The organism is Pseudonocardia endophytica (assembly GCF_004339565.1).
GTDB classification, from domain to species: domain Bacteria; phylum Actinomycetota; class Actinomycetes; order Mycobacteriales; family Pseudonocardiaceae; genus Pseudonocardia; species Pseudonocardia endophytica.
In genome coordinates this window covers 2,220,331-2,234,147 of record NZ_SMFZ01000001.1, presented here as the reverse complement: position 1 = coordinate 2,234,147, position 13,817 = coordinate 2,220,331, and the positions used below count along the sequence as shown (strand labels likewise).

The following is a 13,817-nucleotide window of genomic DNA, read 5'->3' as shown; positions in this document are numbered from 1 at the left end:
GAACCTAGCACTGCTAGACAATCGAGCAACAGCAGGTCTAGCGTTGCCTCATCAGCTAGCAACGCTAGATTCTCTGGGGGTCCACCATGCTCAGCGCACTCGCGGTCGTCACCGTCGTGGTCGTCGGTCTGATGGTGGGGGTGGAGGTCGCCGTCGCCTTCGTCCTCAACCCGATTCTCGACGGGCTCCCGGCCGACAGCGGCCAGCTCGGCCGCGCCCACGGCGGCCGGATGCTCGGCGCGCTCATGCCGTTCTGGTATGTCGGTTCGCTGGTCCTGAGCGCGATCTGGGTCGTCGCGGCGTGGTCCCGACCCGGCACCGGACTCGTCGCCGTCGCCGCAGGGCTGCTGATCGTGAGCGTGGTCATGTCGGTGCTGCTGCTCGTCCCGATCAACAACCGGAGCAAGACCTGGACCGCCGAGAACCGGCCGGAGGACTGGAAGGACCAGATCCACCGATGGGACCGCTTCCACCACGTCCGCGTCGCCGTGATCGTCGCCGCGTTCGCGCTGCTGGCCTCCGCCCTGGCGTGAGGTCGGCCGGCGCGCACGCTCGTGACGTGATCGACACATGCGGCGCAGGTGATCCGGGTAACCGCACCTCATGACGACGATCGGACGCAGCGACCTCGAGGTCTCCGGACTGTGCCTCGGCACGAACGTGTTCGGCTGGACGGCCGACGAGCCGACCTCGTTCGCGCTGCTGGACGCGTTCCTCGACTCGGGCGGGTCCATGGTGGACACGTCCGACTCGTACATGGCCGCAGCGGAGGGCAACTCCGGCGGCGAGTCCGAGACGATCATCGGGAACTGGCTCGCCGATCGCGACACCCGGGACCGGGTCGTCGTCGCGACGAAGGTCGGGAAGCTGCCCGGCCGGACCGGGCTCGCCAGGGAGAACATCGTCGCCGCGGCCGAGGACTCGCTGCGCCGGCTGCGGACCGACCGCATCGACCTCTACTACGCGCACGCCGACGACCCGGACACCCCGCAGGAGGAGTACCTCGCGGCGTTCGACGAGCTGGTGCGTGCCGGGAAGGTCCGCGCGATCGCCGCGTCCAACTTCGACGCCGATCGGCTGCGGTCCGCGCTGAAGATCTCCGGTCGCGACGGGCTGGCCCGGTTCGACGCCGTCCAGCCGCACTACAACCTGATGGAGCGCGACTACGAGAGCGACCATGCGCTGCTCGTCGAGACCGAGAACCTGTCCTGCTTCCCGTACTTCGGCCTGGCCAAGGGGTTCCTGACCGGCAAGTACCGGCCGGGCGGCGGCGACGTCGACTCGGGCGTCACGTCCGGACGGATGGCCGCCGCACGTGCCGAGGGCGCCCGGTCCTATCTGGACGCCCGCGGCGAGCGCGTGCTCGGCGTGCTCGACGAGGTCTCCGCCGCGCACGACGTGCCGGTCGCCTCCGTGTCGCTCGCCTGGCTGGCCGCGCAGCCGACCGTCGCGGCCCCGATCGCCAGCGCACGCACGCTCGACCAGCTGCGTGCGATCCTGCCGTCGATGGATCTCAAGCTGGCCCCGGACGAGCTGACGGCGCTGAGCGACGCATCGGCGCGATGACCGTCCGACGAGGCCGCGCGACGTCGCGGACCGCCGCGCCGCCGAGCGGCGCGGCGGCCGGGTCCACCGGGTACCGGCGCGGGCTCACCCTGCTGGGGTTCGCTCCGATGGACGCGCGGGACGCGCTGCGCTGACCCGTCGCTCCGGTGCCAGGCCGCCGGACCGCCGCTCGACGTACACCGCGGCGGCCAGCGCGACGAGCCCGACCAGCGGGATCACGCCACCGACGGCCGCGGGCGCGGTCCAGCCCAGTCCGGCGGCGAGCACCGCGCCACCGATCGCCGCACCGAGCGCGTTGGCCGCGTTGAACGCCGAGTGGTGCAGCGCCGCACCGAGCGTCGGGCCGTCCGGGGCCGCGTCCATCAGGCGGGTGTTCAGCGCCGGGGACGCTCCGAGCCCGCAGATCGCCATCACGACGAGCAGCGCGACGGCCGCGAACGCGACGTGCGCGAACAGTGCGAACCCGAACAGGCACAGCGACGTCGCGACCATCCCGCCCGCGATCGTGCGGGTCGGTGCCTTCTCGGCCATCCGCCCGCCGACGAAGTTCCCGATCGTCATGCCGACGCCGAAGATCGCCAGGACGATCGGGACGCTCGACGCCGCGAACCCGGTGACCTCGGTCAGCGTCGGCGTGATGTAGCTGAACATCGCGAACGTGCCGCCGAACCCGGACGCGATCACGAGGCACGTCAGCCACACCTGCGGGCGTCGCAGCGCGGACAGCTCCCCGCGGATCGACCGGGGGCGCGCGTCGCGGACGTCGGGGACGAGCAGGGCGATCGCGACGACCGTGACCAGGGCGATCAGGGCGACACCCAGGTAGGCGGCCTGCCAGCCGACGGTCTGGCCGAGCCAGGTCGCGAGCGGCACGCCGGCGATGTTCGCGATCATCAGCCCGGACAGCGTGGTGGCGATCGCGCGGGCCCGTTGCGCGTGCGGCAGCAGGGACGCGCCGAGCACGGCGGCCGTGCCGAAGTAGGCGCCGTGCGGCAGACCGGACAGGAACCGGGTGACCAGGAACGCGTCGAACGTCGGCGCGACCGCGGACGACGCGTTCGCGACCGCCAGCGCTCCGGCCAGCACGAGTACGAGACGCTTGCGCGGCCAGCGGGCGCCGAGGATCGCGAGCAGCGGGGCGCCGACGACGACGCCGAGCGCGTACGCGCTGATCGCCGAGCCCGCGGTCGGAACGGACACACCGAGGTCGGAGGCGAAGTCGGGGAGGAGGCCCATCGAGGCGAACTCGGTGGTTCCGATGGCGAACCCGCCGAGGGCGAGTACGGCGAGCGCCATGGCTGGGGGCACGGAACGGTTTTTCATCGTGCCACGAGGATAAGATTCGACCGGCACGGATTGTCAATGACGTTGTCGTCAGATGTGGGGAGCGCGATGTCCGGACGGGCTGCCGTGGACCGGTGGCGTGCCGCGGCCGAGGTGCTGGCCGAGGTGCGGCGCGAGCCCGGAATCACGCGCGTCGAGCTGGCGCGGCGGCTGTCCCTCGCGAGCGGGTCCGCGACGGAGATCACCACGCGGTTGCGCGAGCTCGGCTGGGTCGCGGAGAGCAGGGCTCCGGCGACCGGGCGCGGGCGGCCGACGACGGCGCTGGGCCCGGCTCCGGACGGGCCGTGCGTGGTGGCCGTCGACCTGCGCTACGAGGGCTGGCGGTGCGCGGTCACCGGACTGGACGGCCGTCCGGGGCCGGTGCGGTCCGGTCGCTACCGCCGCCGCGATCCCGACGACGTCGTGGCCGGGCTGGCGACGGTCGTGGGCGAGATGGAGGCGCAGGCGCCCGGGCCGGTCGTCGCCGTCGGGATCGCGGTCGCGGCCACGGTGGCCACCGGCGACCCGCGGCCGACCGACCGCGTGTGGCTGCCGTCCGACCCGCAGCTGCTGACCGATGCGTTCGACGTCCCGGTGTCGCTCGGCAACGACGCCACGCTGGCCGGCGTCGCCGAGGTCCGGACCGGCGCGGCCGTCGGCGCGGGGACGGCCGTGTTCGTGACCGTCGAGGTCGGCATCGGCGGCGTGCTCGTCGTCGACGGGCGCCCGCTGGCCGGTGCCCGCGGCGCGTCCGGCGAGTTCGGGCACCTGCCGTTCGGGGATCCGGACGTGGTGTGCGCCTGCGGTGCGCGCGGGTGCTGGGGCACCGGCGTGGGGGCCGGTGTGTTCGCGCGGCTGCTCGGAGAGCCGGACGCCGACGACCCGTCCGGGCACGCGCTCGCCGTGCTGGAGCGCGCCGGCCGGGACCCGGACGCGCGTGCGGCGGCCGAGGACGTCGCGTCCCGGCTCGGGCGCGGTGCGGCCGGGCTGGTCAACGCGCACGACCCGGACGTCCTGGTGATCGGCGGGCTCGGACCGGCGATGCGCGCGGCCGCCCCGGACGCGTTCGGGGTCGCCTACGGCGCCGGGCTGATGTCGATGCACCGGGAGCCGGGGGTGCCGGTGCGCGACGCCGTGCACGGTCCCGACGCGCCGCTGGTCGGCGCCGCTGCCGTCGCGCTGGACGGGGCGACGTCGGCGGCCGGTCTGGCGACGTTCGACGAATCACGACAGTCGGTGTCGTGATTCGGGTGGACGCTCCCTCCATGAGCAACCCCATCGACCTCCCGGCCACACCCCCGTTCGACTTCGCCAAGGGCCTCGGTTTCGTCTGCGCGTTCCCGGCCACGCGCGGCGAGCAGGACGTCGACGACGGCGTGCTGCGCGACGCCGTCCGCGCGGCAGGGCGGACGGTCGGGCTCCGCATCCGCGCGTCCGGCGACGGCCTGCGGGTCGAACCGTCGACGGAGGACCCCGTGGCCCGCAAGGAGATCGCTGGCCGCATCCGCGAGCGGTTCGGTCTCGACGACGATCTCGTCCCGCTCTACGACCGCGCGGCGACCGACCCGCCGTTCGCCGCCGTCGTCGAGCGCCTGCACGGCTACCACCAGGTGCGGTTCGGCTCCCCGCTGGAGCTGCTCTGCTGGGCCGTGCTGTGCCAGCGCACCCCGATGCCGGTCGCGCGCCGGGCCAAGGCCGCGCTCGTCGCGGCGTGCGGCAACGAGGTCGAGGTCGACGGCGTGGTCCTGCGCGCGTTCCCGGACCTGGAACAGCTGCTCGGGTTCACCGAGGCGGAGCTCGTCGAGCTGGTCGGCAACGAGCGGAAGGGCCGGTTCCTCGCCGGTGCGCTGCGCGGCTGGGCCGAGCTCGACGAGGACTTCCTGCGCCACGGCGACCAGGACGCCGTCGACACCGCGCTGCGCGGGCTGCCCGGCATCGGCCCGTGGTCGTCGATGTTCCTGATGATCCGCGGGCTCGGCCGGACCGAGCGGGCCGAGCCCGACCGGGAGGCGCTGGCCGCGGCGACCCGGGTGTACGGCTACCCGGTGCGCGCCACCGAGTTCACCCGGCTGGCCGAGCACTACGGCGACCAGCGGGGCTACTGGATGCACTACCTGCGGGTGGGGTGACGCCCGGTTACCGGGCCACCCCCGCTTAGGATCCACGGCGACGACCACAGGGGGATCGCCGTGTCAGCTGCCGAGCCGGGGACGGTGCTGTTCGACCGCTACCGGGTCGTGCGCCGGATCGCCGCCGGGGGCATGGGGACCGTGTTCGAGGCCCGCGACCTGGTGCTCGACCAGCCCGTCGCGCTGAAGCGGGTCAGCTACGCCGCGTTGCCCGACGAGCTGGCCGCCGAGACCCGCGAGCGCACGCTGCGCGAGGCCCGCAACGCCGCCCAGATGCGCGGCGTCGCGTACGTCGTCGCGATCTACGACGTCCAGGTCTCCGACGACGACGTGTGGCTCGTCCTGGAGTACCTCCCGTCGCGCAGCCTGGCCGAGCTGACGGCGGGCCGCACGGCACTGGACGTCCGGACCGTGGCCGCGGTCGGCGCGACCGTGGCCCGCGGGCTCGCCGCGGCGCACGCGCGCGGGATCACCCACCGCGACGTCAAGCCCGGCAACATCCTGATCGCCAGCGATGGCGGCGAGGCGAAGCTCACCGACTTCGGCATCTCGCACGCCGAGGGCGAGTCCACGCTGACCGCGACCGGGCAGGTCTCCGGCACCCCCGCCTACATGGCGCGCGAGGTCGCGCGCGGTGAGGACGCGACGCCCGCGTCCGACGTGTTCTCGCTGGGAGCGACGCTGTACGCCGCGGTCGAGGGCATCGGCCCGTTCGGGGTTCAGTCGAACCCCCGCGCGATGGTCTACCGGGTGGCGAACGACCCGGTCCGCCCTCCGGAGCAGGCCGGCCCGCTCGTCCCGGTGCTGATGGCGATGATGGCCGACGAGCCGGTGCGGCGGCCGGACGCGGGCACCGTCGCCGGATGGCTGGAGTCGGTCGCGTCCCAGGTGGACGGTGGGCCCGCGGCGGTGCCGCCCGCCGGGTGGACGCCGCCCGCAGGGCCGTCACGCTCGCCGGGGCCGCACACGCCCGGATCGCGCGGCCCCGGCTCTCCGGCCCGCGGGACGCCCGGCCACCCCGCCGGACCGGCCGGATCGCGGGGAGGCGGTCCTGCTCCACAGGGCCCGCCGTCCGGCCGCCAGCCGCGCGCGTCCGCCGGCGGACCCGTCGCAGGGGGCCCGCCCGGCCTCGGCCCCTCCGGTTCCGGCTCGTCCGGACCGGGTCACGGTCCCGGCACGTCGGGTCCCGGCGGTGCCGGGCCGTCGGGCTCCGGGTCGCCGCACGGACAGGTCCCCGCCGCCGCGGCGGGCGTCGCCCCGCAGGACGCGTCGGTGGCGGCGGCAGAACGGCCGTCCGCGGTCGAGCAGGACCGGCCGGACCGCGCTCCGGATCCCGTCGCGCCACCCGGCCGGAACCGGCGAGCGGTCCTGGCCGTCGTGCTGGTCGTCGCGGCACTGCTCACGGTGGCCGCCGTCGTCGGGATACGCGCGCTGACCGGGGGCGAGGACGGGGCGCCGGTCGCGGAGTCGCCGCGGGCGATCTCCGGGGACCCGCGGACGGCCGAGCCCTGCACGCTGCTCGACCTGCCCGCGCTCGGCCGGTTCGGCGCGGTGGCGCCGTCGGCCGGGGTGTCGCCGTCCGGGTGCCGCGCCGACGTCACGGCGTCGGACGGGAAGCCCGCACAGGTCACCGCGTCCTACAGCCGTGGGGTCCCCGCCGACGGCGGTTCGGAGCAGATCGGCGACCTCACCGTCCAGCGTGGCCGGACCGACGCCGCGAGCGGGGCCGACGCGCGCCTGTGCCAGCACACGATCGGTCTGCCGGACGGCAACCAGGTGCTGCTGCGCGCCTACTCGTTCACCGCGGGGATCGCGCCCTGCGACCTCGCCGACCAGGCGCTCGACTCGGCCGTCGCGGCGCTGCAGCGCGACGGGGTGCGCTACGACCCGAACCGCAACGCGGGCTTCTCGCTGGCCACCGCGGACGCCTGCCGGACGCTGGACGCCGCCGTGCTCGCGCGTGCCGGCATCGGCGCGGCCCCGTTCCCCGGCTACGCGTCCTGGTCCTGCTCGTGGGGTACCGCCGACAGCTACGCCTCGGTCTCGTTCGGCGGAACGACCCGGCGCACCGGCATCGCGGGCGAGGACGGCCCTCCGATCGCCGACCACAAGACCTACGTCGAGGCCGACCAGGCGTCGTGCTCGGTGACCGTCGCGCACCGGGAGGGCCCCGGTCCGGACGACCGGCTCGAGACCGTCACGACGACCGTGCAGATCGCGGGTGCGCAGAGGGAACGCACCTGCGGTGCCGCCACCGATCTCGCGACGACGGCGGAGTCGCGCCTTCCGACGACGTGACCATTTCGTGACAGAGCGCGACGGATTCCTCCGAACGGACCGTTTCGGGCCCGTCGTCAGGGGTACTTCGGGAACACCTCGCTACGGAAGGACCCCCGAAATGATCATCCTCGGATTGATCCTGCTCCTGATCGGCTATTTCACCAGCCTGTCGATCCTCTACTACATCGGCGGCATCCTGCTGATCATCGGAGTGGTGTTCCTGATCCTGGGCAACGTCGGTCGCCCGGTCGGTGGACGAAAAGTCTGGTTCTGACGCCCGATCCGCCTCAGCGACCCCGGTCCGGCACACCGAGCATCTCGCGCGTGCGGACCGGGGTCGCCGGCTGTCGGCCCAGCTGTTCCAGCAGGTCCAGCGCACCGCGCGTGAGCTGGGTGTTCGTCGGCGTGTCCGGTCCGGCGTAGTCCTCGAGGCCCACCCGCAGGTGCCCCCCGCGCCGGATCGCCACCTCCGCGATCCCGGACGCGACGACGTCGCCGCCGAGTACCGCGACCGACCACGGCAGCCCGGACGGTTCCAGCAATTCCAGGTAGGCCTCGAGCGCGGCCGGGGTCGGCCGTAGACCGAACTGGAGATCGTCCGCGAAATAGAGTTTCACGATCGCGCCCGCAGGTACGCGGCCGTGCCGATGTAATGTGAGAGCCGTCCGCAAAAAGCCCGGCTCGAAGATCGAGATACTCGGGCCCGCACCGAGTTCCGCGGAACGCGCGAACATGTATTCGGTGTCGGCGATGCTGTTCTGGTACGGCTCGGCCGCCGCGGCGTCCGGTGTGGACCCGTCGGCCGTCAGTCCGATGTTGACCGAGCCGGGGTCGACGAGACTCAGCCCGCCCATCCCGCGTCGTGCCAGCTCCTCCACGTGCGCCCACCGGCGCTGCACCGGGATGTCCCGGGCGCCCGCCGCCATCGTCGGGTAGAGCAGCGCGTCCGGGTGACGCTCCAGTACCGGCTCCCACGCCTGCAGGTACGGCTCGACGGCGTGCACGCCGTCGGTGGTGAACATCGGTTCGTCGTTGTGGTTGTGCACGATGGACGCGCCCATCTCGATCACCGCGCACATCTCGTCGGCGATCTCGGCGGGGGCGCGGGGGACGTGCGGGTTCGTCGCGCGGGTGGTGGCGCCGTTGACCGCCACCTCGAGGATCACCGGGTCGCTCATCCGGCCAGCGTGCCCGGACGCCGTTCCCGGTGCGACCGCTGTGCCAGCATCGTCACCGTGGACACGGCGTACCGGTCGGCGACGGAGCTGGCGGAAGCCCTGCGTGCGAGGGAGATCGGCAGCCGTGAGCTGACCGAGCTCTACCTGGCGCGGATCGGGTCCAGCGTGCTGAACGCCGTCGTGACCGTCGACGCCCAGGGGGCTCTGGAGCAGGCAGCGGCCCGCGACGCCGAGCCGGTCCGCGGTCCGCTGCACGGGCTGCCGATGACGGTCAAGGACGCGCTGGCCGTCGCCGGGATGCGCTCGACCGGCGGGGCCGAGGAGCTGGCCGATCACGTGCCGGGCACCGACGCCCCGGTCGTCGCGGCGCTGCGCGAAGCGGGTGCGGTGATCGTCGGGAAGACGAACGTGCCGCGCTGGTCGACCGACCTGCAGACGTCGAACACGGTGTTCGGGACGACCCGCAACCCGTGGGACCCGGAGCGGACGCCGGGCGGGTCCTCCGGTGGTGCGGCCGCGGCCGTCGCGGCCGGTCTGACATCCGTCGAGGTCGGGACCGACCTCGGCGGCTCGATCCGCATCCCGTCGCACTTCTGCGGGGTGTTCGGGCTCAAGCCGAGCTACGGGCTCGTCCCGTCGCTGGGCTACCTGGACCACGTCGGTGGCGGTGCGACGGCGGCCGACGTGAACGTCGTCGGGCCGATCGCGCGGTCCGCGCAGGACCTGGACCTGCTGCTGGGCGTTCTGGCCGGGCCCTCCCCGCGACACCGCCCGGCGTGGCGGGTGTCCCTTCCCGCGCCGGACGCCACCCGGCTCGACGGGCTCCGGGTCGCGTTCTGGGGTGATCTGCCCGGGCTGCCTGTGGATCCGGAGTACGGCATGGTGCTGCGCCGGGTCGCGGACGTGCTCTCCGACGCGGGCGCCCTGCTCACGACACCCGCGCCGCCCGTCGACGTCGGGGGTCAGATCGAGCTCTACCACCGGCTGCTCGACGCGGCCGTGTCCCCGGCGCTCGGCGAGGGGCACGCGGAGGCGATCGCCGGAGGGCACCGCGACTGGCTGCGCAGCCAGTCGTCGCGGGCCGGGACGATCGACGCGTGGACCCGGTGGTTCGACGGGTTCGACGTGCTGCTCTGCCCGGTCACGTTCACCACGGCGTTCGGCCACGACGACACCGGCTCGTTCGCGACGCGGCGGCTCGGCGAGCGCTACCACCGCGAGCTCGTCGACTGGCCCGGCCTGATCGGGGTGGTGGAGCTGCCGTCGGCCGTGGCGCCGGTCGGGACGGTCGCGTCCGGGATGCCCGCCGGGGTGCAGGTCGTTGCCCCGTTCCTGCAGGACCGGCGGGCTGTCGCCGTCGCCGGACTGGTCGCCGAGGCGTGCGGCGGCGGGTACCGGGTCCCGCCCCACTCCTAGACGAGCAGGGGCCGGGCGTGGACGGCCGAGCGGCAGCGGCCGCCGCACGCGCGGTGGCAGCGGCCCCGCGACATCCCGGCCGTACCGGGCGCGAGCGCCGGTGCGGGATGACCGAGCACGGCACCGGCGACCGAGACCATCGGGACGGCGACGGCCATCGCCCGCCGCACCGTGGAACGGGCTCCGGCGGTGCTGCGGCGCGACGACGCGGTGCTCATGGGCGACGAGCCTCGTCGCCCGTGGCCGCGGGCGGTTCCGTGAACCTACGCAGGGCCCCGCGGGGGACTACGCAGGTTCCGGCGAGCGCGTGCCCAGCCCGTCGACGATCAGGTCCAGCAGGCGGCCCGCCTGCTCGCGGCCGTCCGGGTCGGCGACGGCCATGCACACGCCGCTCATCCCGACGAGCACGTCGGTCGCGGCGACGTCGGCGCGCAGCGTCCCGGCCTCGACGCCGGCCTCGAGCAGCGTCTCGACGGCGGCCAGCATCCGCTCGCGGCTGTGCGCGAACGGGTTCGTGCCGCACGCGGCGAGCGCGTGCAGGGCGTCCTTGAGGTGCCGCTTCGTGATCATGTAGTTGACGAAGCGGTCCATCCAGGCACGTAGGGCCTCGTCCGGCGGGAGCATCGCGAGCAGCTCGGCCGCGGCGTCGCACAGCCGGTCCAGCTCGTTGCGGTACACGGCCTCGACCAGCGCGTCCCGGTTCGGGAAATGCCGGTAGAGCGTGCCGATCCCGACGCCCGCGGCCTTGGCGATGCCGTCCAGCGTCGCCTCCGGCCCGTCGACGGCGAACGCCCGGACCGCGGCGTCGAGCAGCAGCTCGCGGTTGCGAGCGGCGTCGGCGCGCATGCCCCGTCGCGTGCCGGCTGTCATCCCGAGCTCCCTTCGTCGGAATCAGGATACGACTTGCGATTCGGAGGGTACTCCGGATAGTGTCTTCCTCATAGCGGAGGAGCCTCCGATTTTATCCCCGGGCCCGATCCCCGGACCCCCAGCAAGACGGGAGCCGCCCCATGACTGCGTCGATCTCGCTCCGGCACACTCCCTTCGACTCCGAGTCCACCGCCGCCGACGTCCTGCGCGGCGTCGACCTGACCAACCGTCGCGCCATCGTCACCGGCGCGACCTCCGGCATCGGCCTGGAGACCGCACGCGCGCTGGCCGCCGCCGGCGCCGAGGTCACGCTCGCCGTCCGTGACATTGACGCGGGCGAGGCCGCCCGCGCCGGCATCGCCGAGTCCACCGGCAACGACCGCGTCCGCGTCGGCGAGGTCGATCTGGCCGATCTCACGTCCGTGGCCCGCTTCGTGCGGCTCTGGGACGGGCCGCTGCACATGCTCGTCCTGAACGCCGGCGTGATGTCCACACCGGAGCTGCGCACGAAGATGGGCTGGGAGCTGCAGTTCGCGACGAACCACATGGGCCACTTCGCGCTGGCCACCGGCCTGCACTGGGCACTGACCGCTGTGGACGGTGCCCGCGTCGTGTCGGTCAGCTCGGACGCGCACCGCCACGGCCCGCTGGACTTCGACGACATGCACTTCCTGACCCGGCCCTACGACCGGTCGTCCGCCTACGCCCAGTCCAAGACGGCGAACGTGCTGTTCGCGGTCGAGGCGGCGCGGCGCTGGGCGGACGACGGCATCGCGGTCAACGCCGTCAACCCGGGCGCGATCCGGACGGCGCTGCTGCGGCACGTCGACCTCGAGGCCGTGGACCGCTACCGCGAGCGGACCGGGGCACCGGAGTGGAAGACGCCGGAGCAGGGTGCCGCCACGTCGGTGCTGATGGCCGCGTCGCCATGGGTCTCCGGGGTCACCGGCCGCTACTTCGAGGACTGCGGCGAGGCCGCGTGGGCGGGCGACGACGAGGGCTACCGCGGGGTCGCCCCGCATGCGCTCGACTCCGACGACGCGTCGCGTCTCTGGCAGATGTCCGAGTGCCTTCTGCGCGACGAGACCTGGCACCGGGCGGGCTGACAAGGTCGCGCACCGCCGCCCCGCCCACCGCCGGGCCGCCCCGCTGAACGAACGGCACCTTCGAGCAATGACATTGCCCGAACGGCCCGTTCGTTCGGGAGGGTGGGCTGGGTGCGGGGCGGTGTGGCACCCCGTGAAGCGGCGACGGGCCCGGAGCGCCGGGGAGCGGTTCCGGGCCCGTCGTGTCTGCGTCGGTACGTGTCTCAGCCGGTGCGCAGCCAGACCGTGGTGTCCGCCGGCAGCGAGCCGTTCGCCGTCAGCGGGGCGCTGACCAGCAGGATCTCGGCGTCCTCGGGCAGTGACACCGGTGACGACGACACGTTGACCAGCGCGGTGAACCCCGGCTCGCGGGCGAACGCCAGCGTGCCCTCCGGCGAGTCCTGCCAGGACAGTTCGCCATCGCTCGCGTCGCCGCCGAGTGCCGGGTGCGCCCGCCGGATCGCCAGCGCGTCCCGGTACAGGTGCAGGATCGAGTCCGGGTCGGACTCCATCCGGTCGGCCGCGTGCGCCGCGAACACGTCCGGCTGGGGCAGCCAGGCCGGTGCAGCGAGAGCAGCGCCGGCGGAACGAGAACGGGCGGAGAAGCCGAACGACGGCTCGTCGGCGGCCCACGGCAGGGGCACGCGGCACCCGTCGCGCCCGCGGCGGGTGTGACCGGACCGCTCCCACGTCGGGTCGTCGAGCAGCTCCTCCGGGATGTCCTCGACCTCGGGCAGTCCGAACTCCTCGCCCTGGTAGAGGTACGCCGTCCCGGGCAGCGCGAGCATCAGCAGCGTCGCCGCGCGGGCTCGCCTGATCCCCGTGTCGAGGTCGGCCGGGAGATCGATGATGTCGTCCACCGTGTACCCGCGGCCGGTCTCGGGCTTGCGGGCCAGCCGCGACACGTGCCGGGCGACGTCGTGGTTGGACAGCACCCACGTCGCGGGCGCACCGACCGCCGCGTTCTCGGCGAGCGCCTCGGAGATGTTGTCCCGCAGGTCCGGAGCGAGCCATGCGGCGCGCAGGAAGTTGAAGCTGAACGCCGTCTGCAGCTCGTCGGGCCGCAGGTAGCGGGCCAGCCGCTCGGCGTCCGGTACCCACGCCTCGGCCACGAACACGCGCGGCGGGTGGTAGGAGTCGGCGATCGCGCGCCAGGAGCGGAACACGTCGTGCACGCCGTCGCGGTCCAGGTACGGGTGGTTGCCGTCCTGCTCGTCGTTCACGCCCTCGACCAGGTCCGGCAGGCCCGGCTCCTTGATCATCGAGTTCGCGACGTCGACCCGGAAGCCGTCGACACCCCGGTCGAACCAGAACCGCAGCGTGGTCTCGAAGTCCTCGCGGATCTCCTGGGCGTCCCAGTTCACGTCCGGCTGCCGGACGTCGAACAGGTGCAGGTACCACTGGCCGTCGTCGACACGCGTCCACGCCGGACCGCCGAACATCGACTCCCAGTTGTTCGGGGGCTCCTCGCCGTTGGGTCCGCGGCCGTCGCGGAAGATGTAGCGCTCCCGCTCCGGCGACCCAGGGGCGGCGGCCAGCGCCGCCCGGAACCAGGCGTGCTCGTCGGAGTGGTGGTTCGGGACGATGTCCAGCAGCACCCTGATGCCGCGATCGTGGGCCTCGCGCAGCAGCGCCTCCGCCTCGGCGGTGTCCCCGAACGATGGATTGATCGCGCGGTAGTCGGCGACGTCGTAACCGCCGTCGGCCAGCGGCGACGGGTACCACGGGTTGATCCAGATCGCGTCGACGCCCAGGCGCGCCAGATGGTCCAGCTTGCTGCGCAGGCCGGCGACGTCTCCGGTGCCGTCGCCGTTCCCGTCGGCGAAGCTGCGGATGTAGACCTGGTAGACGACGGCGTCGCGCCACCAGTCGAGGTCGTTCGCGGTCGCGGTCATGCCCCTCCCCACACGGCGTTTCAGGCTGTTTCAGAGTGTTTCACAGTGTTGCGTAGGCTGTCGACGGCGCGGCAG

At 73.7% G+C, this 13,817-nt stretch carries 13 protein-coding genes; 8 read left to right on the top strand and 5 right to left on the bottom strand.

Features of this window, described 5'->3' with window-relative positions; all coding sequences use genetic code 11:
• Positions 1 to 86: 86 nt before the first annotated feature.
• Together EV378_RS09995 and EV378_RS09990 are read left to right on the top strand one after the other, a co-directional pair.
• The gene (locus tag EV378_RS09995; protein WP_132423028.1) at positions 87 to 533 is read left to right on the top strand and encodes an anthrone oxygenase family protein; all 447 of its coding nucleotides are present in this window, start codon (positions 87 to 89) and stop codon (positions 531 to 533) included.
• Positions 534 to 603: 70 nt separating this feature from the next.
• Positions 604 to 1,566, top strand: a complete 963-nt coding sequence (locus EV378_RS09990; protein WP_132423025.1) for an aldo/keto reductase — start codon at positions 604 to 606, stop codon at positions 1,564 to 1,566.
• Positions 1,567 to 1,650: 84 nt separating this feature from the next.
• Here the strand turns inward: EV378_RS09990 and EV378_RS09985 are convergent, their stop codons facing one another.
• Entirely contained in the window at positions 1,651 to 2,874 is a 1,224-nt protein-coding gene (locus tag EV378_RS09985) for an MFS transporter (RefSeq protein WP_243653371.1), read from the bottom strand.
• An 84-nt stretch (positions 2,875 to 2,958) separates the two neighbouring features.
• Between EV378_RS09985 and EV378_RS09980 the strand changes: the two genes are divergently transcribed.
• The 4 genes from EV378_RS09980 (at position 2,959) to EV378_RS09965 (ending at position 7,572) form a co-directional block, all read left to right on the top strand.
• Positions 2,959 to 4,134 carry an ROK family transcriptional regulator gene (locus tag EV378_RS09980; RefSeq protein ID WP_132423019.1) on the top strand — a complete coding sequence of 392 codons (1,176 nt, stop codon included), beginning with the start codon at positions 2,959 to 2,961 and terminating at the stop codon, positions 4,132 to 4,134.
• Between the two features lie 20 nt (positions 4,135 to 4,154).
• On the top strand, positions 4,155 to 5,018 hold the full coding sequence (locus EV378_RS09975; RefSeq protein ID WP_132423016.1) for a DNA-3-methyladenine glycosylase family protein: 864 nt from the start codon (positions 4,155 to 4,157) through the stop codon (positions 5,016 to 5,018).
• Positions 5,019 to 5,078: 60 nt separating this feature from the next.
• Positions 5,079 to 7,316, top strand: a complete 2,238-nt coding sequence (locus EV378_RS09970; protein WP_132423013.1) for a serine/threonine-protein kinase — start codon at positions 5,079 to 5,081, stop codon at positions 7,314 to 7,316.
• A gap of 100 nt (positions 7,317 to 7,416) precedes the next feature.
• Positions 7,417 to 7,572: a hypothetical protein gene (locus EV378_RS09965; protein WP_132423010.1), complete on the top strand. Its 156-nt coding sequence runs from the start codon at positions 7,417 to 7,419 to the stop codon at positions 7,570 to 7,572.
• Between the two features lie 13 nt (positions 7,573 to 7,585).
• Here the strand turns inward: EV378_RS09965 and EV378_RS09960 are convergent, their stop codons facing one another.
• Positions 7,586 to 8,476 carry a beta-keto acid cleavage family enzyme gene (locus tag EV378_RS09960; RefSeq protein ID WP_132423007.1) on the bottom strand — a complete coding sequence of 297 codons (891 nt, stop codon included), beginning with the start codon at positions 8,474 to 8,476 and terminating at the stop codon, positions 7,586 to 7,588.
• A gap of 57 nt (positions 8,477 to 8,533) precedes the next feature.
• On the opposite strand from EV378_RS09960, the gene EV378_RS09955 reads away from it, so the two are divergent.
• Entirely contained in the window at positions 8,534 to 9,892 is a 1,359-nt protein-coding gene (locus EV378_RS09955; RefSeq protein WP_165922219.1) for an amidase family protein, read from the top strand.
• Here EV378_RS09955 and EV378_RS09950 read toward each other — a convergent pair.
• Positions 9,889 to 10,110, bottom strand: a complete 222-nt coding sequence (locus EV378_RS09950) for a hypothetical protein (protein WP_132423001.1) — start codon at positions 10,108 to 10,110, stop codon at positions 9,889 to 9,891. The two genes, EV378_RS09955 and EV378_RS09950, sit on opposite strands and share 4 nt — an antisense overlap.
• A gap of 67 nt (positions 10,111 to 10,177) precedes the next feature.
• Positions 10,178 to 10,762: a TetR/AcrR family transcriptional regulator gene (locus EV378_RS09945; RefSeq protein WP_132422998.1), complete on the bottom strand. Its 585-nt coding sequence runs from the start codon at positions 10,760 to 10,762 to the stop codon at positions 10,178 to 10,180.
• Between the two features lie 140 nt (positions 10,763 to 10,902).
• Here EV378_RS09945 and EV378_RS09940 point away from each other — a divergent pair, with 140 nt between their 5' ends.
• The gene (locus tag EV378_RS09940; protein WP_132422995.1) at positions 10,903 to 11,868 is read left to right on the top strand and encodes an SDR family NAD(P)-dependent oxidoreductase; all 966 of its coding nucleotides are present in this window, start codon (positions 10,903 to 10,905) and stop codon (positions 11,866 to 11,868) included.
• Between the two features lie 203 nt (positions 11,869 to 12,071).
• Here the strand turns inward: EV378_RS09940 and EV378_RS09935 are convergent, their stop codons facing one another.
• Positions 12,072 to 13,742, bottom strand: coding sequence for a glycoside hydrolase family 13 protein (locus EV378_RS09935; RefSeq protein WP_132422992.1), 1,671 nt, complete (start codon positions 13,740 to 13,742; stop codon positions 12,072 to 12,074).
• Between the last annotated feature and the right edge of the window lie 75 nt (positions 13,743 to 13,817).

Bases quoted from the DNA above. Each gene is read 5' to 3' on its own strand.
- EV378_RS09995 (WP_132423028.1), top strand. From the start codon at position 87: ATGCTCAGCGCACTCGCGGTCGTCACCGTCGTGGTCGTCGGTCTGATG.
- EV378_RS09990 (WP_132423025.1), top strand. From the start codon at position 604: ATGACGACGATCGGACGCAGCGACCTCGAGGTCTCCGGACTGTGCCTC.
- EV378_RS09980 (WP_132423019.1), top strand. From the start codon at position 2,959: ATGTCCGGACGGGCTGCCGTGGACCGGTGGCGTGCCGCGGCCGAGGTG.
- EV378_RS09975 (WP_132423016.1), top strand. From the start codon at position 4,155: ATGAGCAACCCCATCGACCTCCCGGCCACACCCCCGTTCGACTTCGCC.
- EV378_RS09965 (WP_132423010.1), top strand. From the start codon at position 7,417: ATGATCATCCTCGGATTGATCCTGCTCCTGATCGGCTATTTCACCAGC.
- EV378_RS09960 (WP_132423007.1), bottom strand. From the start codon at position 8,476: ATGAGCGACCCGGTGATCCTCGAGGTGGCGGTCAACGGCGCCACCACC.
- EV378_RS09950 (WP_132423001.1), bottom strand. From the start codon at position 10,110: ATGAGCACCGCGTCGTCGCGCCGCAGCACCGCCGGAGCCCGTTCCACG.
- EV378_RS09945 (WP_132422998.1), bottom strand. From the start codon at position 10,762: ATGACAGCCGGCACGCGACGGGGCATGCGCGCCGACGCCGCTCGCAAC.
- EV378_RS09940 (WP_132422995.1), top strand. From the start codon at position 10,903: ATGACTGCGTCGATCTCGCTCCGGCACACTCCCTTCGACTCCGAGTCC.
- EV378_RS09935 (WP_132422992.1), bottom strand. From the start codon at position 13,742: ATGACCGCGACCGCGAACGACCTCGACTGGTGGCGCGACGCCGTCGTC.